Genomic DNA, 21,504 nt, shown 5'->3' with positions numbered 1-21,504 from the left:
ACCTGATGTCTGCTGTAGCCCTGACGCGGACGGCGCCGCCGCCCGAATGCATCGACGAAGCCGCGCGCGCTTACGACCTCGCCGGCGAAGCCTATCTGAACTATGCCGATGGCGATCCGCACCGCATCTACGATTTCGATGGCCGCTATGCTTATGGCGACCGGCGCATCTGGGCGGTGATCGAACGCACGCTGGTGGCGCTGGCCGAAAGCGGCCAGAAAACGCTGACCGTGCTCGACGCCGGCTGCGGGCCGGGCACCTGGATGCGCCGCATCCTGCTGCGCGCGCATCTGTTGGGCTTCACCCGCGTCGTCGCGCGCGGCTTCGATATTTCGCCCGAGCAGATCGTGCTGGCGCAGAAGGTGGCGGGTCGCGCCGCCGCGCTGCCCGGCGCCGCCTGCGAGTTCGAACTCGGCGATATCACCCAGCCGCTGCCAGAACAGAGCGGATCGGTCGATCTGTGCCTGTGCCTTTATGGCGTGCTGAACCATCTGCCGGTGGAACGGCACGCGGGCGTGGCGGCCGAACTGGCGCGGGTGACGGGCGGCCACCTGATCGTGACGACCCGTGCGATCGGCAGCACGCCGACCATCTATGTCGACGGCGTGGAAAGCGCCGAGTGGTTCCGCCAGGACAATGCGATCGACCGGCTGGAGGTGGACCTGCGCGATGGCCGCCACTTCGAATTTTCGTCGCACCTGTTCGCGGCGGCCGAACTGGACCAGCTATTTGCCCCGCATCTGGACAGCATGCTGGTCGGGCTGGACCTGTTCCACGGCCGGTTCGCGCCCGATCCGCGCTGGAACCCCGATCGCGTTGGCGAGGATGTGGATTTCTATCGCGATCTCGACCGGCTGGAGCGCCAATATGGCGGCGACCCGCACTTCATAGACCATGCGACGCACCTGATGCTGATCGGCCGGCCGCGCCAGATTTGCGAGAAGTGAGCTGTGCGCCCCTCCCCGGAGGCGTGGGGCAGGGAGGGGCAGCTCCAAATGCTGGGCAATATGATCTGGACGACCTTCCACTAGCGGGCGGCTGACGCGTCGAGTTGAATGGCCGGAAGGTCGGGCAGGGGGCGCTGCCCACGGGTCTCTACGATGTCCTGCTGGGGCTTTGCACGGTGGCCGTCGCCATGGCACGATACGGACATGAAATATTCCGCCTCCGCGCTTGCCGGCGCGCTTGCCGTCCTTTTCCCGACCCTTGCCCAAGGCGCCGCGCCGCCGACGCCGTCGCAGATCGTGGCGGCGGCCCCTGCGGCCGATTGGGTGGATGTCGCGCCGGAAAACCTGCTGGTGATGGATCTGGCCGATGGTGGCCGCGTGGCGATCGAACTGGCGCCTGCCTTCGCGCCCGTTCATGTCGCCAATATCCGCACGCTCGCCCGCGCCCGCTGGTTCGATGATACCAGCATCAACCGCGTGCAGGACAATTATGTCACCCAATGGGGCGACCCCACCGAGCGCAAGCAACTCAGCATTGGCACCGTCGCTTCCCCACCGGCCGAATATGATCGCGCCGTGGCCGGGTCCGGCTTCCAGGCGCTGCCCTATCGCGACGCCTATGCACCCAAGGCCGGCCATGCCGGCGGCTGGCCGGCGGCAAGCGACGGCAAGGCGGCGTGGCTGGTCCATTGCTACGGCATGGTTGGCGCCGGGCGCGGCATGGCGCCCGATACCGGTACCGGGGCGGAGCTTTACGCGGTGATCGGCCATGGCCCCCGCCACCTCGATCGCAATATCGCAACGGTGGGTCGCGTGCTCGAAGGGATGGACAGGCTTGCCGCTCTCCCGCGCGGAACGGAGGCGCTGGGTTTCTACGCCCGGCCGGAACAGCGTATCGGCATCGGCAGCATCCGACTGGGATCGGACATGCCGGCGGCCGAGCGGCCGGCCTATCAGATATTGCGCCAGGGCTCCCCCAGCTTCGCCGCCTGGGTGAAGGCGCGCGCGAACCGGCAGGACGATTTCTTTATCCGCCCGGCCGGCTCCGCCGACATTTGCAACCTGCAGCCGCCGGTGCGCCGCAAGCCCTGACCTGCACGAGCAAATGCCGGTGATGAACGTGCGCCCGTTTTAAGTAGCGCTGAAGATGCGCCGAACGGAAGCGATGTTGGGGGAGGGGGTGGACGTTAAAGCCGTGCCGTCAGTCAGCCGGCGAAAGCAAAGTAAACCTTCTCGTTCATGGGGGAGACGATTGTGATGCTGCCGCCCCGGCCATAAGAGTAAAATGACCCAGTTGTTCGTATGGCTTGATTGATTTCGTCAATGCGCTGCTGGTCAATCGGGATGGGCGCATACCGATCTAAATATTCCTTTATATCAGGTCCATGCGGCGAGTTTTTGCTATTGTCACGCGACTTTCGCCACGGGCTGCCGTCGTAGTCCCAATTCGCGATCGGTGTAGGATGCCAACTTTCATAGCCTCCGGGCAAGGATTCCCGCAGTCTATCGCCCTCCGTTTGTGCCCGACGTGCACTGCCATCGGTAAGCCGATACACGACAACACCGGTTTCAGCGTCACCCGGCAGACCATGGCCCCATGATTTCTCCTCACGGTACTCGATCCAAATAGCCCGGAGCGGGTCGGGAACTCGCTCAAGGACCAGATTTAGCTCGTGTATCTTAAAAGCGGTGTAAGGCGATGAAATTGCAACAAGGCCTACTCCAAGAAATCCGAGACGTTCGGTCCAGCACCATTCGTACCACCCGTCATTCAGCGTACGAATGAACCAGAGGACGCCCCGCAAAAAAGGCAACCCGAGACATATCAGCAGGAACAGGGCCGCGAGCACGAACATCGAGCTTGTGTCTCTGACAAAACTGAAAAAACGCATAATTGTTGAGCAAAGTGTAGGGAACGTCCGCTAGGTCGGCGTGTCCCGACAGTCAGGATTCAGGCAGAAAACATCGACAACGGCCACCCGAATTTGGCTGCACCGCTTGCTGATATTGGTGTGGCCCGATTTCTGGGGCGGTGGGCAATGCCACCTGTCTCGAAGCCGCCTCAATCCACGATCGTCAGCGCGCCCTGGCTGCCGGTGGCTTGCTGTTCGATCGAGATTTCGATCGACTTGCCCTTGGCGCTGGTGAGGTGGAGCAGCGTGCCGCTGCCCTGCTTGACGGCGGGGGCGACGGTGAAGCCTTTTTCCTTCGCGGCGGCTTCATAATAGGCCTGCAGCTTGTCGGGTGCGTCGGGGCTGGAATAGCCGAGGCGAACGGTGTCCTTGTCGCCCTTGCCGGCCTTGATGTCGACGCTGCTCACGCGTGAGCCGGGGTAGAGGCGGATGCCGTCGATATCCATGTCGTCGTCGCCCGGATCGAAGGCCGGGATATCGAGCTTGCCGGTGAAGCCCGGAATCTCCAGCGAGACATGGCCCTTTTCGGCCGGCACGCTGGCGTTGGCGCCGGTTTCGGCGGCTTCGTCGCCCTTGCCGACCTTCATTTCGCAGGCGGCCAGCGCAAGCAGCGGCAGGGCAAGCAGGATCAGGGGACGGCGCATTGTGACGAACTCCCGGTTCGGATTTCCGTCCATCTACTGCATGTGTGTTATGCGGGCAATACAGTTTTCGCTTGCGTCGGCGCGCGCTTGCGGCGATCCTGCGGCCATGCTGAACCTTATTTCGCTGATCATCGGTGCCATCGCGGCAATGTTCGCGATATTCGCCTTCATCCCCTTTTTGGGCTGGGCCAACTGGCTGATCCTGCCCTTTGCGATCGTCGGCCTGATCATCGGCCTGATCTCGCGATCGAAGGAGGGGCAGACGCTCAATCTGGTGGTGATCGGGGTCGGTTGCCTGCGCCTGTTCCTGGGCGGCGGGATCATCTGATCGCAGGGCGCGCGGCGGCAATTGTCGCGAAAGATGCAACAGGCGCGGTAACGGCTTGACGATGGCGGGTTAACGCCCGAAGCCGCGCCATCATGTCGCAACCGTCCACGCCCCCCGCATCCCCCGCCGACGACGCCCGCCGGGGCGTCATCCTGGCCTTCGCGGCTTATCTGATGTGGGGGCTGCTGCCCCTGTATCTGAAGCAGATGATGCACGTGCCGGCGCTGCAGATCGTGGCGCACCGGCTGGTCTGGTCGCTGCTGCTGCTGATTGTGGTGGTCACGCTGCTCGGCCGGTGGAAGGGCATCGGCGCCGCGCTGCGCACGCGCGGCACATTCGGCATGCTGATGCTGAGCGCGACATTCATCTGCTTCAACTGGCTGATCTACACCTGGGCCGTGCTGAACGGGCATGTGCTGGAAGCGAGCCTGGGCTATTTCATCAACCCGCTCGTCAATGTCGCGCTGGGCATGATCTTTCTGAAGGAGCAGCTGCGCCGCGTTCAGGGCGTGGCGGTGGCGCTGGCGGCGCTGGGCGTGGCGGTGATGGCGTTCGCCCAGGGCGGGGCCGTGTGGATATCGCTCACGCTGGCACTCAGCTTCGGCCTCTATGGCCTTGTTCGCAAGGTAATTTCGATCGACGCGCTCGGCGGGTTGACGGTGGAAACTGCCTTGCTCGCGCCGCTGGCGATCGCTTTTCTGGGCTGGACGACGCTGCAGGGCGACAACCGCTTCGGCATCGACCGGGCGACCGATCTGTTCCTGATCGGCGGGGGCGTGGTGACGGCCCTGCCGCTGCTGCTGTTCGCCGCCGCCGCGCGCAAGCTGCGCTATGCCACGATCGGCCTGATCCAGTATCTTGCGCCGACCTTGGTGTTCTTCCAGGGCGTGCTGTTGTTTGGCGAGGCGCTGACCACGGTTCACATCATCACCTTCGGCCTGATCTGGACCGGCCTGCTGATCTATGCGGCCGACAGCCTGCGCGCGGGCCGGGCGACCCCCGTTTCGCCGCCGGAATAGCCTTTGCCGGGCGGCGGGATGTGATATGGTATATCCTCCACAAGGAGGAGGATCTCATGGCTCGTCCGATCCCGTTCGCCGAAACCCATCAACCGATGGTCGAGATGAACACCACGCCGCTGATCGACGTGATGCTGGTGCTGCTGATCATGATGATCCTGACGGTGCCGGTGGTGACGCATAAAGTGGCGATGGACCTGCCGGGCGATGCGCGGCGATCCGCGGTGCCGCCGCCGGTGCACAGGCTGGATATCGCCGCTTCGGGGGCGCTAAGTTGGGATGGCGCGGCAATATCGGCGGCGGCCTTGCCGGCCCGTCTGGCGGCATTGCGCGCGGATGCCGCCGGGCCCGTGCTGCATATCCGTCCCGACGGCGAGGCGCCTTATGGGTTGGTGGACGAGACGCTGGCGACGGTGAAGCGCGCGCGGATCGAAAAGATCGGCCTGGTCGATAATGCGCGGTTCGCCACGGGCGGTTGAACCCGCAAGGCTAAGTCGCGCCGCCGACACGCGGCTGTAACATCAGCGCCGGATAGTCGGCCGGCGGATCATAACGCGAGTCGCGCCATCTTCCCCCCTCATGGCGCGACGATCGTCAGGGCGCGCGGTGGACCTCCCCCGGCCATCGCGCGCCCGCATTTTTGTGGGATGCGCTTCGTTATCGGAAATCGCTGGGCCCTCAGAAGTCGATGGGCCCTCAGAAATCGATGGCGATGCCCTTCCGTTCCCAATCGCCATAGCGCACGGGATCAAGGCCCTGCGCTTCGGGTTCGTTGGGATCGGGCACATATTCGCGGGGCTCGGGCACCGGCGGGCTCGGCGTCAGATAGGCCGGGGGCTTCACATGGGGTGGGCGCTTGCCGTTCATGGCGGTTCCGATTGAAGTTGGGGGGCTATCCCCCCACATTGCGCTTCGGAGGTAGAAGCGCAAGATGAACGGATTGAAGACGACCATGCTGCTCGCGGCGATGACCGCGCTGTTCATGGGGCTGGGTTATGCCATCGGCGGATCGGGCGGGGCGCTGATCGCGCTGGTCGTTGCGGCGGGCATGAACCTCTTCACCTTCTGGAACGCAGACAAGATCGTGCTGAAGATGCATGATGCGCGCGAAGTAAACGCCCAGAATTGCCCTGAATTCGTTGGTCTGGTGCAGGATCTGGCGCGGCGCGGCGGGATGCCTATGCCCAAGGTCTACATCATCGATTCGCCGCATCCCAATGCCTTCGCCACCGGCCGGAACCCCGAAAATGCGGCCGTCGCCGCGACCACCGGGCTGCTGGCGATCCTCAATCGCGACGAGATCGAAGGCGTGATGGCGCACGAACTGGCGCATGTCCGCAACCGTGACACGCTGATCATGACGATGACGGCCACCATCGCTGGCGCGATCTCGATGATTGCCAATTTCGGCCTGTTCTTCGGCGGCAGCAACGAGGATCGCCCCAACATGCTGATCGCGCTGGCGGCGATGATCATGGCGCCGTTCGCCGCGATGATCGTGCAGATGGCGATCAGCCGGACGCGCGAATATGGCGCCGATCGCGGTGGTGCGGAGCTTTCGGGTAAGCCGCATGCGCTGGCATCCGCGCTCGCCAAGCTGGCCAATGGCGCGGCGCATATTCCCAATCCGGTGGTCGAGCGCAATCCGGCGGCGGCGCAGCTCTATATCGTTCCGGCGCTTTCGGGGCGCGGCGACAGCTGGTTTTCAACCCATCCCGATACCGCCAACCGCATCGCCGCGCTGAACGCGATGGCGGTGGAAATGCAGCCCGATCCACGTCGCCGCATGGGCATGGCGCCATCCCCGGCGGTGCCGGTATCGCGCCGCCGCGCCAGTGCGCTCGATCCCAACGGCCGTCGCTAAAAATCCAACGCCAGGCCAATGGAGGCCGGCATCGCTTTGCATCTGGCGCGCGCACAGGGCAGGGAGTTGCCAGCCTGCGCTGACATGACGTGCATTTTGGATAGGAAACCGGTTTGACAGACAAGGAACCCGCCGGCGTTGCCACGCGCCGCGCCGCCATGCGGCTGCTGGATGCGGTGCTGCGCCAGGGCGTGCCGCTGGAAGCGGCGCTTGCCAATGCGGCGGCGGGGCTGGAACGGGCGGATGACCGCGCCTTCGCCCGCGCGATCGCGAGCGAGGTGCTGCGCCGGCTGCCCGATCTCGACGCACTGATCGACGCGCACACGGCCAAGCGGTTGCCGGGCGATGCCAAGGCGCGCTTCGCGCTGCGGATCGCGCTCGTCCAGGCGCGGGCGCTGGGCACTCCCGGCCATGCCGCGATCGCCACCGTGCTGCCGCTGATGGATGGCGGCCCGCGCCGGCTGGTCCATGGCGTGTTCGGCGCCGCGATGCGGGCGGATGCCCGCTTGCCCGATCCGCCAAGCCTGCCCAAAGCGGTGGAGAAGCGGTGGCGCAAGGCATGGAAGCAGGAAATGGTGGATGCCGCGCGCGCCGCGATCGCCGCGCCGCCGCCGGTCGACCTGTCCTTGCGCGATCCTGCCGCGACTGCTGAGTGGGCCGAGAAGCTGGGCGGCGCGAGCCTGGCGCCTGGCCATGTCCGCCTGCCGCGTGGCGCTGCCGTGGCGGAACTGCCGGGCTTTGCCGATGGGCAATGGTGGGTGCAGGACATCGCCGCATCGCTGCCGGCGCGGGTGTTGGGACAGGGCGAGGGGCGATCCGCCCTCGATCTGTGCGCGGCGCCGGGCGGCAAGACCATGCAACTGGCGGCCGCCGGCTGGAAGGTGACGGCGACCGACATGTCCGGCCCGCGGCTTGAGCGGTTGCGCGAAAATCTCGAGCGGACGGGGCTTGCCGCCGATGTCCGGCAGGCCGACGTGATGGCCGAAACGCCGGAGCCGATCTACGATGCCGTGCTGCTCGATGCGCCCTGTTCGGCAACTGGCATCTTCCGCCGCCATCCCGATGTGCTGCACCGGGCCACGGATCGCGCGATCGCCGGGCTCGCCGAACAGCAGGCGGCAATGCTGCGGCAGGCGGCGGGCTGGGTGAAGCCGGGCGGCGTGCTGGTCTATGCCGTCTGTTCGCTGGAACCGGCCGAGGGCGAGGCGGTGGCCGACGGCTTCGCCGCCGAACGCGAATTCACCCGCGATCCGATCCGGCCGGAAGAACTTCCAGAAGGCATCACCGCCGGCGGGGCAGGCCGCGTCCGCGTGCTGCCGGGAACAATGGCGGGAGAGGGCGGCGCGGACGGGTTCTTCGTGGCGCGGTTCAGGAAGGGATAAGGCGAAGGGCCGGGGGCGGGCTGAACGACGACAGGTCAAAGGCCGGCTATCGGCGATGCCGGCCAAAGGCGGGCTGTCGGGATGCGCGGATTGCGGACATTCCTGCATATACGTCATGCCAGCGAAGGCTGGCATCGTATCGGGGCTGGTGTAGCGTCGCCGCATGCGCAGCGGCGGTTGGACCTATATCCTTAGGAACAAGCCGAACGGCGTTCTCTATATCGGTGTCACCACCGATCTCGCCGCGCGCATGATGCAGCATCGCAGAGGTGCGGGTTCGGCCTTCTGCCGGAAATAAGGCCTGGATCGGCTGGTCCTGGTCGAGCCGCATGACAGCATCGTCGAAGCCATCGCCCGCGAAAAGGCTCTGAAGGCGTGGCAACGCGCATGGAAAATCCGGTTGATCGAGGCGGCCAATCCTCAATGGGATGATCTGTTCGAGCGCATCCTGTAACCGCCAGCGATGCCAGCCTTCGCTGGCATGACGTGTTCCGGTGTGTCGCCATTCCCGACTTTGCTGTCATCCAGCGACGGGGCTGGGCCTCCGGTTTCCCGACCGTCAGCTTTCCGAGACCGGACAGGCAGGTATCGGTCATCGAAGGAAAATTCCTGCCTGTCGGGACATGCCGACATAGCGGACATCCGACTGATCCTTTACAGGAGGTGTCTCGCGATCAATAAAATCAAAGGAAGAAATGCCTTGAGCGCACTCTGGACGGCGATCGAGTGTATTTGGGGCGTACTGATCGTCATAGGCATTTTATCAGTGATGGTGATGGTCGTCCTTACAGCTTGGACAGGCAAGTTCTGGTTTGGCCGGATTGGGGCGGACGGTAAGAGGTGGCCGCCATTGCGCTCGGAAGCACCTGTCAAGTTCTGGCTTGTGTGGCTTCTATACGGAGGTCCACTCCTTTTGGTGCCGCTCCTCATTTTTATCGGTCTTGTCGCTTCGTTCAGTGAAGGCTGATGCCCGCTTTCCCCGACTTTTTGTCGCCTGAAAGCCGACGAACATAGTCGCGCGGCGCGTTCGTATCGAGCGCGCGGCCCGAACCTCCCCTATACCGCCTTGCCCGCGCGGCCGGCCAGTTCGACTACATATTGCCAGGCGACGCGGCCCGAGCGGCTGCCGCGTTGCGTGGCCCAGCCGATCGCATCCAGCGGATCGAATTCCAGCCCGAACTTCGCCGCATAGCCGGCGACCATCGCGACATAGGTATCCTGATCGCAGACGTGGAAGCCGAGGCTGAGCCCGAAGCGATCGGCGAGCGCCATGCGATCGTCGATCACGTCGCGCGGGTTGATCGGGCTGTCCTGTTCCCGCATGTCGCGGTGGACGATGTGGCGGCGGTTGGAGGTGACGTAGAGCCGCGCATTGGCCGGGCGCGCCTCGGCACCGCCTTCGAGCAGCGAGCGCAGGATGCGCGGGGCATCGCTGCCTTCTTCGAACCCCAGATCGTCGATGAACAGCACGAAGGCGCGCGGCACATCGGCGATGCGGCCGAACAGGCGGGGCAGGCCGGCAATGGCATCGCCCCCCACCTCGATCAGCGCGATCGCCAGCCCTTCGGCCTGAAGCGCGCCGACCGAGCTTTTGACGAGGGCGGACTTGCCGGCGCCGCGCGAACCCCAGAGCAGGATATCGTGCGCGGCATGACCGTGGGCCAGCCGGCGGCTGTTTTCGAGCAGGGCGGCCTTTTGCGCGTCGATGCCGGTGAGCAGATCGAGCGGCAGCGGCTTGAACGCCCGCGTGGGCTGCAACGCGCCCATATGCCACACATAAGCCGGATAAGCGGCGGGATCGCCATCGGGCGGCGGCGGCGGCGCGATCCGTTCGAGCGCGGCGGCGATACGGGCGAGGGGGTCGATTTCGGTCAAGGCGTCCTCCGCAAAGCGCGGCGGGCTTACCCCCTTTCCCTCACGGTTCCTAGCTGCCACACCCATGTTTGAAGCCTGAACCTTCGGAGTCGCAATGAAAAAGACCCTGCCTGCGCTGGCCCTGATCGGCCTGTTCGCCACGCCCGCCGCCGCCGCCGATACGCTGTCGGACGCGGTGAAGGCGGACATGCCGTCGCTGCTGACCATCTATCGCGATCTCCACGCCAATCCCGAACTGAGCTTCGAGGAAGTGAAGAGCGCGGCGAAGATGGCGGCCGAGGCCAAGAAGGCGGGTTTCGAGGTGACGACCGGTGTCGGCAAGACCGGCGTCGTGGCGGTGATGAAGAACGGCCCCGGCCCGGTGGTGCTGCTGCGCGCCGACATGGATGCGCTGCCGCTGGTGGAGCAGACCGGCGTGCCATATGCGAGCAAGGTGAAGGCCCTGACCCGCGAGGGCGCCGAGACGGGCGTGATGCATGCTTGCGGGCATGACACGCACATGACGGCGTGGATCGGCACCGCGCGGCGCATGGCGGCGATGAAGAGCCAGTGGTCGGGCACGCTGGTGATGGTTGGCCAGCCGGCCGAGGAGATCGGATCGGGCGCGCGGGCGATGCTGGACGACGGGCTCTATACCCGCTTTCCCAAGCCTTCGACGGTGATCGCCTTCCACGATTCAGCGGCGCTGCCGGCGGGCGTGATCGGCTATGCCGACGGTTATACGATGGCCAATGTCGATACCGTCGACCTGACGATCAAGGGGCTGGGCGGGCACGGCGCCTATCCGCACCTTGCCAAGGATCCGATCGTGCTGGCCGCGCGCGTCGTCACCGCGCTGCAGACGCTGGTCGCGCGCGAGGTCGATCCGCTCGAATCCGGGGTCGTGACGGTCGGCAGCTTCATCGGCGGCACCAAGCACAACATCATCCCCGACGAGGTGAAGCTGCAGCTGACCGTGCGCAGCTACACGCCGGAAGTGCGCAAGACGCTGCTCGACGGGATCATCCGCATCGCGAAGGGCGAGGCGATCGCCGCCGGCATGCCCGAAAACCGCATGCCGGAAATGAAGCTGAAGGACGGCATCACGCCCGCCACCTTCAACACCCAGCCGGTGACCAACACGATCACCAGCGCCTTCGCCGCGCGTTTCGGCAAGGATCGCGTGCGCCAGCTGCGTGCGCAGATGGGCGGTGAGGATTTCAGCCAGTTCTGGCTGGCCGACAAGGATAATATCCAGTCGCTGCTGTTCTGGGTAGGCGGCGTGCCGCAGGCCAAATGGGATGCCGCCGGTGGCGATGTGACCAAGCTGCCGTCGATCCACAGCCCGTTCTGGGCGCCGGACCCGGACACCACCATCGCCACCGCCACGGAAGCGATGGTGACGGCCGCGCTGGCGGTGCTCGACAAGAAGTAACAAGGTGTTCTCCCCGGGCGGCGCCCGGGGCGATGCCGGGGAGGATAAGATGAGCGAGGGCAAACCCCGCGTCCTGATGCTGACGGAACCGCTGGCCGCGCCGGTAAGCGCGATGGCCGGCGGCGCGTTCGAGATTGTTGGCCCGTGGACGGTCGATGGCCCGTGGGAGGCGCATCTGGCCCGCCACGGCGCGGGCATCACGGCGGCGATCAGCAGCAGCATCGACAATTTCGATGCGCACTTGCTGGCGCTGCTGCCGGACCTGAAGCACATCTCGGTCTTCGGGGCCGGCATGGATGGCGTGGACCTGGCCGTTGCCGAACAACGCGGCATCGCCGTCACCAGCGGCGGCGCGATCCATTCGGGCGAGGTGGCCGATCATGCCGTGGGGATGATGATCGCCGCGCGCCGGCGGCTGGTGGAAAGCGATGCCTGGGTGCGGCAGGGCCAGTGGCAGGGCGAGGCGCGCTTTCCGCCGACGGTTTCGCTGCGCCGGCAGAAGGTGGGGATCATCGGCCTTGGCCATATCGGCATGGCCATCGCCGAACGCGCTCAGGTGTTCAGCCCCGATATCGCCTGGTGGGGCCCGCGCGATAAGCCCGCACCCTGGCCGCGCAAGGAAAGCCTGCACGCGCTGGCCGAGTGGGCGGACATCTTGTTCGTCGCCGCCCGTGCGGACGATGCCAGCCGGGGGCTGGTGGACGGCAGGGTGATCGAAGCGCTGGGCGCCGGCGGCCTGCTGATCAACATTTCGCGCGGGTTCGTGGTGGATGAGCAGGCGCTGATCGCGGCGTTGCGCGATGGCCGGCTGGGCCAGGCCGCGCTGGACGTGTTCGATCCGGAACCGACGGTGGCGGCGCGCTGGGCCGATGTGCCCAACACCCTGCTATCGCCGCATAATGCCGGCGTGACCACCGATGCGATCATGGCGCTGTGCGCGCATGCGGTGCAGACGGTGAAGGACGCGCTGGCGCGCGGCTGAGACGGTTGGTTCGGCCATGGGGGCAGGGCGGATCCCACCCCCATGGCGGGACGATCAGGGTTTGACGAATTTCAGCGTGGCGCGATCGCTTTCGCCGATGGCCAGATATTTGGCGCGATCGGCATCGCCTTCGGTCAGCACCGGCGGCAGCGTCCACACGCCCTTGGGATAATCCGCCTTGTCCTTGGGATTGGCGTTGATTTCCGACTGGCCGACCAGCTTGAAGCCCGCCGCCGTGGCAAGGCGCACGATGGTCGAGGTTTTGACGTAGCCGCTGGTCTTTTCGGCCGCTGCGTCGCGACCCTCGGGCAGGCGGTGATCGACCACGCCGAGCACGCCGCCGGGCTTAAGCGCCTTGTAGAAGCTGGCGAAGATCGCCTGCGCTTCGGCATCGCCGGTCATCAGGAAATTATGGACGTTGCGGAAGGTGAGCACCGCATCGGCGCTGCCGGCGGGTGCGATCTCGCCCGGGGCCTTGGGATCGAGCGTGGTGATTTCCACCTTGCCGAAACGGGCCGGATCGCTCGACACCAGCGTCTCGGTCGCCGTGCGATATTTGCCCGGCGGCTGGGCGGCGGCGATGTAGCGGCCCTTGTCCTTCAGCATCGGCGCCAGGATTTCGGTGTACCAGCCGGCGCTCGGCCAGATTTCGACCACCGTCTGATCGGGCTGGATGCCGAAATAGCTGAGCGTTTCGGCCGGGTGCCGATATTGATCGCGCGCGCGATTGGCTTCCTTGCGCCGGCTGTCGGCGACGGCCGTGGCGACGGGCGCGCTGATCACCGCATGGGCCGAGTGGTTGGCATGGCCGGCATGGTCCGCATGCGGATCAGCCGCGATCGCGACGCCGGGGGCGGCAAACGCCGCCAGCAGGGTGGCCGCAAAAATGGGGTGGCGCAAAGTCTCTCTCCCGCTCATGGCGTTGTAAAGCCGCATGATGCGGGGCGGAGTCGCGGGATGCAAGGGACACTATGGGCATTGGCGGGGGCATCGGCCGGCGTGGCGGCCGTGGCCGCGCTTGCCGATCGCCGCCGCAACCGGCGCCGCGATCTCGATCGGGTGGGCTGGATGCCGTGGCCGCTGATCGTGATGCTCGCGATCATGCTGGCGCTGGCCTTCACCGCCTTCGCGATCAGGGGCTGACCCCGCCCAGGCGAACCGGGCCGAAGGGGCCGGCCCGCCGGGCTTCGGCCATGGCGAGGCCGGTGATGAGCGCGTTGCGCAGATCGCGCGGATCGATCACGTCGTCGAAAGCCAGCTTGTCCGCCAGATGATAGGCGCCGCCCGCCTGTTCCGCCGCGATGCGCGCGCGGGTTTCAGGATCGAGCTTCGCGGCGTCGGCGCCGCCCGCCGCCGGCATCGCGCCCAGCGTGATGGCCGGAAAGGCGAGTGACAACGTCTGCCCGTCGAACGGGTTCATCGCCATGATCGACGATCCGAAGCCGAACGCCTTGCGCAGGGTGACGTGGATCTTGGGGGTGCGCAGACGGTGCTGGGCGACGAACATCCGGGCGGCCGAACGCAGCGCGCCGGATTTTTCGGCGGCGGTGCCCGCCATCACGCCGGGATTGTCGGTGAGGAAGATGACCGGCAGGTGGAACGCGCCGGCAACGTCGAGAAAATGGGCCGCCTTGTCCGCCGCTGCGGCATCGACCGCGCCGGCGCCGATGGCGGGATCGTTCGCCACGATCGCCACGCTATGTCCGCCGATCCGCGCCAGCGCCGTCACCAGCGGCGCACCATAAGCGGGCTGGATTTCCAGCAGGCTGCCGGCATCGACGACGAGTTCCAGCGCGCGCCGCATCGAGAAGGGGAAACGCGGATCGGGATCGATGATCGACAGCAGCTCGTCGATCCGGCGCGGTGCCGTGTCGGGGCCATCCTGCCGGGGGGCATGGCCCCAGGCGTTCGACGGAAAATATGAGAGATAGCGGCGCGCCATGGCGATGGCGGCGGCGTCGTCTTCGGCAAGATTGTGGGCGACGCCGGAGGCTGTGACATGGACCTGCGGGCCGCCCAGTTCCTCCTTGGTGACGACTTCGCCGATCGCGCTCTTCACCAGCGGCGGCCCGGCGGCGAACATCGACGCGGCCTTGGTCATCACCACGAAATCGGAGAGCATGGCGGTCAGCGCGCCATGGCCGGCGGACGGCCCCATGACGAGGCTGAGCATCGGCACCTGGCCCGAAAGATCGGCCAGGCCCTGAAGATCGTTGGGGCTGCGGCCCTGATGCGCGTTGGTCAGGCGATGGCCGGCACCTTCGAGCATGAAGACCAAAGGCAGCCGTTCCTGCGCGGCAAGCTGCGTGAGGCGATAACGCTTGTCGGCCCCGGCATCGCCGATCGACCCGGCGAGCACGGTGAAATCCTCGATCCCCGCGAGCGCAGGGCGGCCGTCTATCCGGCCGAAGCCGGCGACAAGCCCGTCGGCGGGGGCCGGTGTGTCGCCGCCTTCGCTCAGCACCGCGGTGAAGGCGCCGATCTCGACGAAGCTGCCTTCGTCGAACAAGGCGGCGGCACGCTGGCGGGCATCGAGCTTGCCGGCCGCCTGCTGCTTCGCGATGCGATCCGTGCCGCCCATCGATCGGGCGAAGGCACGGCGGCGTTCATGTTCGCCAAGGATCGCTTCCCATCGCCCCAGATCGCCCATCATTGCCCCTTTCCTGATCTCGATGGCCCGTGCCTTAGCGCGCTTCGCTTGCCGTGCCAGCGGCAAGGCGGCCGATGAGTCCTTTGCGTAACAGAATGCCCGGACGATGGATCGCGCGGAGAACGCGCCGGGCGCCGATGACAGGAGGATCGGATGGCCCTACAATCACTTGGCTGAGGCAGGAGAGGCCGGGCGCGATGGCCAATGGCATATCAGGCAAAACAGGCGCGAGGGCGAAGCGGGCGGATGGAGCGCCGGTGCTGCTGTCCGGCGGCAACCCGCAAATCGCGAAAGGCGACGGCGACGCGCCCGTGCAAGCCTATATCGCCGCCATGCCGGGCTGGAAACGTGATGCCGGCCAGCGGCTGGATGCGCTGATCGATCGGACACTGCCCGATGTGCGCAAGGCGGTGAAGTGGAATTCGCCGCTCTATGGGGTCGAGGGGCAGGGATGGTTCCTCGGCGTCCATTGCTTCACCCGCTATATCAAGCTGGCCTTTTTTCGCGGCGCGCAATTGCAGCCGCGGCCGCCGGTGGCATCCAAGGACAAGGATACCCGCTATTTCCACATCCATGAGGATGATGTGTGGGATGAGGATCAACTGGTCGATTGGATTCGGCAGGCGGCGCAAGTGCCCGGCTGGGTGCCATGATCGCGCCGCACCGTTTTCTGGCGGAGAGAGGTGAATGAGCAAAGAGGCCCAGGCCAAATCACCATCGGAACTGATCGACGAACGGATAAGCGAGCTGGGCGACTGGCGCGGTGATATGCTGGCGCGGTTGCGCGCAATCGTGCGAGCGGCGGACCCCGAAATCGTCGAGGAATGGAAGTGGCGCGGGGTGCCGACCTGGTATCGCGATGGCATGATCTGCACGGGCGAAACCTACAAGACTGCGGTGAAGATGACCTTCGCCAAGGGCGCCGCGCTCGACGATCCATCCGGCCTGTTCAACGCGAGCCTCGACGGCAATGTCCGCCGCGCGATCGACTTCCATGAAGGCGATGCGATCGACGCGCCGGCACTAAGCGGGCTGATCCGCGCGGCGGTGGCGCTCAATGTGGGCAAGGCGAAACGCTAACACCATTTTGCCGGCGTGTGGTTGGGGCTTTCGCCCGGCATGGGAAAGCCGCCTTGCGCCGATGGCGGGACGTCGTGCGGCTTAACCCCGTGGCCTAGCCTGGGAAGCGGTGGCTGGGCAGGCCGCGTACGCCGGGCGTCACTTCATAGAGCGCACCGTCATAATCCGTCGCGGCGAGGCCGGTGGCGGCGGAGGTGACGAACATCCGGTCGAGATCGGCGCCGGCGAAGGTGATGTTGGTCACCTGCCGCGCGGGCAGCGACATGGCGCGATCGAGGCTGCCATCGGGGGCGAAGCGGCTGATCCGTCCGCCGCCCCAATGCGCGACCCACAAAAAGCCTTCGGCATCCACCGTCATGCCATCGGGATAACCATCGGCTTCGGCGAAGCGGATATGCGTTTCGCGATCGCTGATCGTGCCATCGTCGCCGCGGCGGAAGCGATAGATCATCCGGCGGCCGGTATCGGCATGATAGAGCCAGTGGCCGCAGGCGGAGAAGGCCGGGCCGTTGGGCACGCGATAGCCTTCGTCCATCCGCGTGCATTGTCCGTCGGGCGAATAGCGATAGAGCGCACCGCTATCCTGTTCCTCCGCCATGTCCATCGTGCCGCACCAGATGTGGCCGAAGGCATCCGCCTTGCCGTCGTTCATGCGATTGCCGGGCAGGTGCGGCTCGGGATCGTGGAGCGGGCGGATCGCCAGCGGATCGAGGTCGATTTCGGCAAAGCCGCTGCGGAATCCGCCGATGAATCCGCCGCGCGTGCGTTCGACCACCCAGCCCAGCGGTTCCGGCATCGGCCAGCGCGTCACCGCGCCCGATGCCAGATCCAGCCGGTTGAGCGCGGGCGCCAGAATATCGACCCAATAGACGGCATCGTCCTGCGCCGACCACAAGGTGCCTTCGCCCAGTTGATCGCGCACGTCGCGCTTGATGATCGTCCATTCGGCCATGTCGGTATCCGTGTTCCCGCGATTGCCGCGATCAGTGATTATCGCGCGGCAGGCCCCGTGTCTGGGCGATGCGCTGATATTTTTCGCTGCCTTCCAGGATCGCGCCCGTATCCATCTGGCCGACGATAGCGCGCTGGATTTCCTGCCACGGCGTCTGCGAGGCGGGATAGGTATAGCCGCCGGCGGCTTCGAGCGCGCGGCGTCGTTCGGCCAGTTCCGCATCCGTGATCAGCACGTCGACGCTGCCCTTGTTGAGATCGATCCGCACCCGATCGCCGGTTTGCAGCAAGGCGAGACCGCCATTGGCCGCCGCCTCGGGGCTAGCGTTCAGGATCGACGGGCTGCCGCTGGTGCCCGACTGGCGGCCATCGCCGACGCAGGGCAGGGCGGTCACGCCTTCGGTGATCAGATAAGCGGGCGGGCGCATGTTCACCACTTCCGCCGCGCCCGGATAGCCGATCGGCCCGGCGCCGCGCATGAACATCAAGGTGTCGGACGTGATGCCGAGGGCCGGATCGTCGATCCGATGGTGATAATCTTCCGGCCCGTCGAACACGATGGCCGGCCCTTCGAAGGCGTTCAGATCATCGGGGTTGGAAAGATAGCGGTTGCGGAATTCCTCGCTGATCACGCTGGTCTTCATGATCGCGGCGTCGAACAGATTGCCCGAAAGGACGAGGAATCCGGCTTCTTCCTTCAAGGGCTGATCGAAGCGGCGGATGACCTTTTCGTCCTCGATCGTCGCGTCGCGGCAATTGTCGCCCATCGTCTTGCCGTTGACCGTCATCGCCTGTTCGCGGATCAGGCCCTGGCCGATGAGCTGCGCGACGACGGCCGGCACGCCGCCGGCGCGATAATAATCCTCGCCCAGATATTCGCCGGCCGGCTGCAGGTTCACCAGCAGCGGCACCTTGTGGCCTTCGGTCTGCCAGTCCTTCAGCGGCAGGTCGACGCCGATATGGCGGGCGATCGCGGCCAGGTGGATCGGCGCGTTGGTCGATCCGCCGATCGCCGAGTTGACGACGATGGCATTGTGGAACGCATCGAGCGTCAGGATGTCCGACGGCTTGAGATCTTCGGCGACCATTTCGACGATGCGCTTGCCGGTGAGATAGGCGACTTCCTGGCGATCGCGATAGGGCGCGGGGATCGCGGCCGAGCCGGGCAGCATCATGCCCAGCGCCTCGGCCAGGCTGTTCATCGTCGTCGCCGTGCCCATCGTGTTGCAATAGCCGGTCGACGGCGCCGACGACGCGACGAGCTTGATGAAGCCCGCATCGTCGATCTGCCCGGCGGCGAGCATCTGGCGCGCCTTCCACACGATCGTGCCCGAACCCGTGCGCTCGCCCTTGTGCCAGCCGTTGAGCATCGGGCCGACCGACAGGGCGATCGCCGGGATGTTCACCGTGGCGGCGGCCATCAGGCAGGCGGGCGTGGTCTTGTCGCAGCCCGTGGTCAGCACCACGGCGTCGAGCGGATAGCCGTAAAGGGCCTCGACGAGGCCGAGATAAGCGAGGTTGCGATCCAGCCCCGCGGTCGGCCGCTTGCCGGTTTCCTGGATCGGGTGAACCGGAAATTCGAGCGCGATGCCGCCCATCTCGCGAATGCCCTCGCGGATGCGTTCGGCCAGCACCAGGTGATGGCGGTTGCAGGGCGAAAGATCGCTGCCGGTCTGCGCGATGCCGATGATCGGCTTGCCCGAACGCAGTTCTTCAAGGCTGAGGCCGAAGTTCAGATAACGCTCCAGATAGAGCGCGGTCATGTCGATATTGTCGGGGTTATCGAACCAGGCGCGCGAACGGAGCTTGGGCGGGGAAGTTTCGGTCATTGCGGTTCCGTTCAACGGGTCGTGGACAGGCGGTAGACCATGACGTGCCGGTAGGGTTTGCCGGGGTCGACGCGCGCGGATTGGAAGCTCGGCTGGTTGGGGGCGTTCGGGAATTTCTGCGGTTCGAGCGCGATCCCGTCGCCCATGCGATAGAGATGGCCCTGCTTGCCGACGAGGGTGCCATCGAGGAAGTTGCCGGCATAGAATTGCACGCCGGGTTCGGTGCTCAGCACCTCCAGCACGCGGCCAGATGCCGGGTCTTCCAGCCGGGCGACGAGTTGCGGCGAAGCCGTCACGCCCTTGTCGAGCGCGAAATTATGGTCGTAACCGCGGCCGAAGCGGATCTGTTCGTCGCGGCCGTCGCGAATGCCGTCCGCCACGCGGCGGGGCGCGCGGAAATCGAACACGGTGCCGGCCACGGCGCGCAGCTCGCCGGTCGGGATCAGCGTCGCGTCCACCGGGGTATAGGCCTTGGCCGGGATCGTCAGCAGATGCCCGGTCGCGCCTTCGGCTGATCCTTCGCCGGCAAGGTTGAAGATCGCGTGGTTGGTCATGTTGACGATCGTCGGCTTGCTCGTCCGGGCATCGAACGCGATGGTGAGCGCGCCGGCTTCGTCGAGCGAATAGGTGACGGTGGCGTCAAGCTTGCCGGGATAGCCCGAATCGCCATCGGGGCTGCTGTGGCCGAGCGTCAGCGTGGCGACCGGGCCGCTCTTGGCCGCGACCACCTTCCATGCGACCTTGTCGAAGCCCTTGCCGCCGCCGTGCAGCGTGTTGGTCTTGTCGTTCAGGGGCAGCTGGTAGGATTGGCCGTCAAGGCTGAAGCGGCCGCCGGCGATGCGGTTGGCATAGCGGCCAACGGTGACGCCGAAATAATTGGGATGATCGACATAGGAAGCGAGATCGTCATAGCCGAGCACGACATCGGCGGGCTTGCCGGAGCGATCCGGCGCGATCAGCGATTGCAGCGTCGCGCCATAGGTCAGGATGGTGGCCGAAACGCCATGGCTGTTCTTCAGCGTGATCGCCTCGACGGCGGTGCCGTCCGCCAGCGTGCCGGCGGCCGCGCGGCTGATTTCGGCCGCGAAGGCCGGCGCGCTTGTGGCGAGCGCGATGGCCAGGCAGCCCAGCGCCGCACTTGTCTTGACCAGCCTACGCATTTCCGTCCTCCCGTTTATGTGCGCCCATTGACGCATGCTTGCTCCGCATATAGTCCGACAAAATAATCGAGCGCAACCCGTGTCGGCAAGGATCGAAGGCGGGGCAACTTTTTGGAGAAGGGTGGCATGGCCGCACCGATCACCACGACCACGACACCGGCTGCAACGCCGGGACATAGCGGCGCAGGCTATGGCCGGGCGCTGACCCTGCTCGCCAGCCTTTTCTTCATGTGGGGCTTCATCACGGTCATCAACAACACGTTGCTGCCGCATCTGCGTAGCGTGTTCGACCTTACATATACCCAGACAACAGCGATCGAATCGGTCTGGTTCATCGCCTATTTCGTGGCGTCGATCCCATCGGCCAAGCTGATCGAACGGATTGGCTACCAGAAATCGCTGGTCGTCGGCCTGCTGATCATGGCGGCGGGTTCGCTGGGCATGATGCTGGCCGCCAGCCTGCCATCCTATGGCGTCACGCTGGCCATGCTGTTCCTGATCGCGTGCGGCATCACGCTGCTGCAGGTGGCTGCCAACCCCTATGTCGCGGTGGTCGGCAAGCCCGAAACCGCGTCGTCGCGGCTCAATCTCGTGCAGGCGATGAACTCGGCCGGGACCATGCTGGCGCCGCTTTTCGGTGCCTATCTGATCCTCGGCCGATCCAAGGGTGGCACCGCCGAAACCGGCGTCGTGCTCACTCAGGCGGAGCGCCTGGCGGATGCGCAATCGGTGATCCTGCCTTATGGGCTGGTGGCGGTGGTGCTGCTCGTCCTCGCCATCGTCATCGCGCGCTTTCCGCTGCCGGCCATGGGTTCGGCGGCGCTGCGCATGCCCAAGGAGGAGCGCAAGAAGCATTCGCTTTGGGCGCATCGCAACCTCGTCTTCGGCGTGCCCGCGATCTTCATCTACCTGATCGCCGAAATCGGTGTCGCCAACCTGTTCGTCAATTTCGTCAGCCAGCCCGACATCGCCAATCTGACGCATGAGCAGGCGGGCCGTTACCTGACGTTCCTGTGGGGCGGGATGATGGTCGGCCGGTTCGCCGGATCGGCGATCATGCAGCGTTTCGACGCGGCCAAGGTGCTGGCGGTCTTTTCGATCGGCGCGTTCATCGTGATGATGGTGACGGTGTTCGCCCATGGCCCGGTGGCGATGTGGTCGCTGATCCTTGTCGGGCTGTTCCACTCGATCATGTTTCCGACCATCTTCACGCTCGGTATCAAAGGTTTGGGTCCGTTGACCGAGGAAGGTTCGGGCCTGCTGATCATGGCGATTGCCGGCGGCGCGCTGGTGATCGCGCAGGGCTGGCTGGCCGATCAATATGGCCTGCAGATGTCGTTCCTGCTGACCGCCGCCTGCGAGCTGTACGTGCTGTTCTATGCTTTGTGGGGTTCGCGCCCCACACAGGCCCTGCCTGATCAGCAGGTCGACTGATCTCTTGCCCGTCGCCCGGTCTGCCTGACCGG

The 21,504-nt window shown here is 65.8% G+C and carries 23 protein-coding genes and 1 pseudogene; 15 read left to right on the top strand and 9 right to left on the bottom strand.

Features of this window, described 5'->3' with window-relative positions; all coding sequences use genetic code 11:
• Positions 1-5 precede the first annotated feature (5 nt).
• Complete coding sequence (locus CHB74_RS02230) at positions 6-947, top strand: class I SAM-dependent methyltransferase (protein WP_179220672.1); 942 nt, start codon at positions 6-8, stop codon at positions 945-947.
• 204 nt (positions 948-1,151) lie between these two features.
• Positions 1,152-2,039, top strand: a complete 888-nt coding sequence (locus CHB74_RS02225) for a peptidylprolyl isomerase (RefSeq protein WP_089217936.1) — start codon at positions 1,152-1,154, stop codon at positions 2,037-2,039.
• Between the two features lie 113 nt (positions 2,040-2,152).
• Here the strand turns inward: CHB74_RS02225 and CHB74_RS21505 are convergent, their stop codons facing one another.
• Positions 2,153-2,803, bottom strand: coding sequence for a hypothetical protein (locus tag CHB74_RS21505; protein ID WP_144033689.1), 651 nt, complete (start codon positions 2,801-2,803; stop codon positions 2,153-2,155).
• Between the two features lie 206 nt (positions 2,804-3,009).
• Positions 3,010-3,504 (bottom strand): hypothetical protein, encoded by a 495-nt coding sequence (locus tag CHB74_RS02220; RefSeq protein ID WP_089217935.1) that lies wholly within the window; start codon positions 3,502-3,504, stop codon positions 3,010-3,012.
• Between the two features lie 106 nt (positions 3,505-3,610).
• On the opposite strand from CHB74_RS02220, the gene CHB74_RS02215 reads away from it, so the two are divergent.
• The 3 genes from CHB74_RS02215 (at position 3,611) to CHB74_RS02205 (ending at position 5,330) form a co-directional block, all read left to right on the top strand.
• Positions 3,611-3,832, top strand: a complete 222-nt coding sequence (locus CHB74_RS02215) for a hypothetical protein (RefSeq protein ID WP_089218017.1) — start codon at positions 3,611-3,613, stop codon at positions 3,830-3,832.
• A 92-nt stretch (positions 3,833-3,924) separates the two neighbouring features.
• Positions 3,925-4,851: an EamA family transporter RarD gene (rarD, locus tag CHB74_RS02210; protein ID WP_089217934.1), complete on the top strand. Its 927-nt coding sequence runs from the start codon at positions 3,925-3,927 to the stop codon at positions 4,849-4,851.
• A 56-nt stretch (positions 4,852-4,907) separates the two neighbouring features.
• On the top strand, positions 4,908-5,330 hold the full coding sequence (locus CHB74_RS02205) for an ExbD/TolR family protein (RefSeq protein ID WP_089218016.1): 423 nt from the start codon (positions 4,908-4,910) through the stop codon (positions 5,328-5,330).
• A gap of 217 nt (positions 5,331-5,547) precedes the next feature.
• Here the strand turns inward: CHB74_RS02205 and CHB74_RS02200 are convergent, their stop codons facing one another.
• Positions 5,548-5,718, bottom strand: a complete 171-nt coding sequence (locus CHB74_RS02200; RefSeq protein WP_179220671.1) for a DUF1674 domain-containing protein — start codon at positions 5,716-5,718, stop codon at positions 5,548-5,550.
• Positions 5,719-5,782: 64 nt separating this feature from the next.
• Here CHB74_RS02200 and htpX point away from each other — a divergent pair, with 64 nt between their 5' ends.
• The 4 genes and pseudogenes from htpX (at position 5,783) to CHB74_RS02180 (ending at position 9,064) form a co-directional block, all read left to right on the top strand.
• A complete protein-coding gene (gene htpX, locus CHB74_RS02195) occupies positions 5,783-6,715 on the top strand; it encodes a zinc metalloprotease HtpX (RefSeq protein ID WP_089217933.1) in 933 nt (310 codons plus the stop codon).
• A 113-nt stretch (positions 6,716-6,828) separates the two neighbouring features.
• A complete protein-coding gene (locus CHB74_RS02190; RefSeq protein ID WP_281253516.1) occupies positions 6,829-8,097 on the top strand; it encodes an RsmB/NOP family class I SAM-dependent RNA methyltransferase in 1,269 nt (422 codons plus the stop codon).
• Positions 8,098-8,260: 163 nt separating this feature from the next.
• Positions 8,261-8,551, top strand: a pseudogene (locus CHB74_RS02185) (GIY-YIG nuclease family protein).
• Between the two features lie 246 nt (positions 8,552-8,797).
• Positions 8,798-9,064, top strand: coding sequence for a hypothetical protein (locus CHB74_RS02180; protein ID WP_089217932.1), 267 nt, complete (start codon positions 8,798-8,800; stop codon positions 9,062-9,064).
• An 89-nt stretch (positions 9,065-9,153) separates the two neighbouring features.
• Here the strand turns inward: CHB74_RS02180 and CHB74_RS02175 are convergent, their stop codons facing one another.
• Positions 9,154-9,972 carry an ATP-binding protein gene (locus tag CHB74_RS02175; protein WP_089217931.1) on the bottom strand — a complete coding sequence of 273 codons (819 nt, stop codon included), beginning with the start codon at positions 9,970-9,972 and terminating at the stop codon, positions 9,154-9,156.
• A gap of 94 nt (positions 9,973-10,066) precedes the next feature.
• Between CHB74_RS02175 and CHB74_RS02170 the strand changes: the two genes are divergently transcribed.
• Positions 10,067-11,386, top strand: coding sequence for an amidohydrolase (locus CHB74_RS02170; RefSeq protein ID WP_089217930.1), 1,320 nt, complete (start codon positions 10,067-10,069; stop codon positions 11,384-11,386).
• Positions 11,387-11,435: 49 nt separating this feature from the next.
• Positions 11,436-12,368 (top strand): NAD(P)-dependent oxidoreductase, encoded by a 933-nt coding sequence (locus CHB74_RS02165; RefSeq protein WP_089217929.1) that lies wholly within the window; start codon positions 11,436-11,438, stop codon positions 12,366-12,368.
• 54 nt (positions 12,369-12,422) lie between these two features.
• Here the strand turns inward: CHB74_RS02165 and CHB74_RS02160 are convergent, their stop codons facing one another.
• The gene (locus CHB74_RS02160) at positions 12,423-13,286 is read right to left on the bottom strand and encodes a class I SAM-dependent methyltransferase (RefSeq protein WP_089218013.1); all 864 of its coding nucleotides are present in this window, start codon (positions 13,284-13,286) and stop codon (positions 12,423-12,425) included.
• Positions 13,287-13,325: 39 nt separating this feature from the next.
• Between CHB74_RS02160 and CHB74_RS02155 the strand changes: the two genes are divergently transcribed.
• Complete coding sequence (locus CHB74_RS02155; RefSeq protein WP_089217928.1) at positions 13,326-13,511, top strand: hypothetical protein; 186 nt, start codon at positions 13,326-13,328, stop codon at positions 13,509-13,511.
• Here CHB74_RS02155 and CHB74_RS02150 read toward each other — a convergent pair.
• Positions 13,501-15,021 (bottom strand): acyl-CoA carboxylase subunit beta, encoded by a 1,521-nt coding sequence (locus CHB74_RS02150; RefSeq protein WP_218821362.1) that lies wholly within the window; start codon positions 15,019-15,021, stop codon positions 13,501-13,503. The two genes, CHB74_RS02155 and CHB74_RS02150, sit on opposite strands and share 11 nt — an antisense overlap.
• 254 nt (positions 15,022-15,275) lie before the next feature.
• Between CHB74_RS02150 and CHB74_RS02145 the strand changes: the two genes are divergently transcribed.
• Positions 15,276-15,671 carry a DUF1801 domain-containing protein gene (locus CHB74_RS02145; RefSeq protein ID WP_245842536.1) on the top strand — a complete coding sequence of 132 codons (396 nt, stop codon included), beginning with the start codon at positions 15,276-15,278 and terminating at the stop codon, positions 15,669-15,671.
• A 34-nt stretch (positions 15,672-15,705) separates the two neighbouring features.
• Positions 15,706-16,098, top strand: coding sequence for a DUF1801 domain-containing protein (locus tag CHB74_RS02140; RefSeq protein ID WP_089217926.1), 393 nt, complete (start codon positions 15,706-15,708; stop codon positions 16,096-16,098).
• Positions 16,099-16,192: 94 nt separating this feature from the next.
• On the opposite strand, the gene CHB74_RS02135 is transcribed toward CHB74_RS02140, so the two are convergent.
• From CHB74_RS02135 to CHB74_RS02125, 3 genes are read right to left on the bottom strand one after another with little or no spacing between them, the layout of a single operon-like run.
• Positions 16,193-17,050: an SMP-30/gluconolactonase/LRE family protein gene (locus CHB74_RS02135; protein WP_089217925.1), complete on the bottom strand. Its 858-nt coding sequence runs from the start codon at positions 17,048-17,050 to the stop codon at positions 16,193-16,195.
• A gap of 31 nt (positions 17,051-17,081) precedes the next feature.
• On the bottom strand, positions 17,082-18,878 hold the full coding sequence (locus CHB74_RS02130) for an IlvD/Edd family dehydratase (RefSeq protein WP_089217924.1): 1,797 nt from the start codon (positions 18,876-18,878) through the stop codon (positions 17,082-17,084).
• An 11-nt stretch (positions 18,879-18,889) separates the two neighbouring features.
• The gene (locus CHB74_RS02125) at positions 18,890-20,038 is read right to left on the bottom strand and encodes an aldose epimerase family protein (protein ID WP_089217923.1); all 1,149 of its coding nucleotides are present in this window, start codon (positions 20,036-20,038) and stop codon (positions 18,890-18,892) included.
• 126 nt (positions 20,039-20,164) lie between these two features.
• On the opposite strand from CHB74_RS02125, the gene CHB74_RS02120 reads away from it, so the two are divergent.
• A complete protein-coding gene (locus tag CHB74_RS02120; protein ID WP_089217922.1) occupies positions 20,165-21,472 on the top strand; it encodes a sugar MFS transporter in 1,308 nt (435 codons plus the stop codon).
• Positions 21,473-21,504: the final 32 nt, after the last annotated feature.

Origin of the sequence: Edaphosphingomonas laterariae (genome assembly GCF_900188165.1) — a bacterium.
In the GTDB taxonomy this organism is placed as follows: domain Bacteria; phylum Pseudomonadota; class Alphaproteobacteria; order Sphingomonadales; family Sphingomonadaceae; genus Sphingomonas_E; species Sphingomonas_E laterariae.
The sequence above is the reverse complement of the archived record's forward strand: the minus strand, read 5'-3'. Positions and strand labels throughout refer to the sequence as shown.

Bases quoted from the DNA above. Each gene is read 5' to 3' on its own strand.
- CHB74_RS02160 (WP_089218013.1), bottom strand. From the start codon at position 13,286: ATGAGCGGGAGAGAGACTTTGCGCCACCCCATTTTTGCGGCCACCCTG.
- CHB74_RS02230 (WP_179220672.1), top strand. From the start codon at position 6: ATGTCTGCTGTAGCCCTGACGCGGACGGCGCCGCCGCCCGAATGCATC.
- CHB74_RS02120 (WP_089217922.1), top strand. From the start codon at position 20,165: ATGGCCGCACCGATCACCACGACCACGACACCGGCTGCAACGCCGGGA.
- CHB74_RS02135 (WP_089217925.1), bottom strand. From the start codon at position 17,050: ATGGCCGAATGGACGATCATCAAGCGCGACGTGCGCGATCAACTGGGC.
- CHB74_RS02165 (WP_089217929.1), top strand. From the start codon at position 11,436: ATGAGCGAGGGCAAACCCCGCGTCCTGATGCTGACGGAACCGCTGGCC.
- CHB74_RS02170 (WP_089217930.1), top strand. From the start codon at position 10,067: ATGAAAAAGACCCTGCCTGCGCTGGCCCTGATCGGCCTGTTCGCCACG.
- rarD (WP_089217934.1), top strand. From the start codon at position 3,925: ATGTCGCAACCGTCCACGCCCCCCGCATCCCCCGCCGACGACGCCCGC.
- CHB74_RS02220 (WP_089217935.1), bottom strand. From the start codon at position 3,504: ATGCGCCGTCCCCTGATCCTGCTTGCCCTGCCGCTGCTTGCGCTGGCC.
- CHB74_RS02200 (WP_179220671.1), bottom strand. From the start codon at position 5,718: ATGAACGGCAAGCGCCCACCCCATGTGAAGCCCCCGGCCTATCTGACG.
- CHB74_RS02130 (WP_089217924.1), bottom strand. From the start codon at position 18,878: ATGACCGAAACTTCCCCGCCCAAGCTCCGTTCGCGCGCCTGGTTCGAT.
- CHB74_RS02140 (WP_089217926.1), top strand. From the start codon at position 15,706: ATGAGCAAAGAGGCCCAGGCCAAATCACCATCGGAACTGATCGACGAA.
- htpX (WP_089217933.1), top strand. From the start codon at position 5,783: ATGAACGGATTGAAGACGACCATGCTGCTCGCGGCGATGACCGCGCTG.
- CHB74_RS02215 (WP_089218017.1), top strand. From the start codon at position 3,611: ATGCTGAACCTTATTTCGCTGATCATCGGTGCCATCGCGGCAATGTTC.
- CHB74_RS02150 (WP_218821362.1), bottom strand. From the start codon at position 15,021: ATGATGGGCGATCTGGGGCGATGGGAAGCGATCCTTGGCGAACATGAA.
- CHB74_RS02205 (WP_089218016.1), top strand. From the start codon at position 4,908: ATGGCTCGTCCGATCCCGTTCGCCGAAACCCATCAACCGATGGTCGAG.
- CHB74_RS21505 (WP_144033689.1), bottom strand. From the start codon at position 2,803: ATGTTCGTGCTCGCGGCCCTGTTCCTGCTGATATGTCTCGGGTTGCCT.
- CHB74_RS02155 (WP_089217928.1), top strand. From the start codon at position 13,326: ATGCAAGGGACACTATGGGCATTGGCGGGGGCATCGGCCGGCGTGGCG.
- CHB74_RS02225 (WP_089217936.1), top strand. From the start codon at position 1,152: ATGAAATATTCCGCCTCCGCGCTTGCCGGCGCGCTTGCCGTCCTTTTC.
- CHB74_RS02125 (WP_089217923.1), bottom strand. From the start codon at position 20,038: ATGCGTAGGCTGGTCAAGACAAGTGCGGCGCTGGGCTGCCTGGCCATC.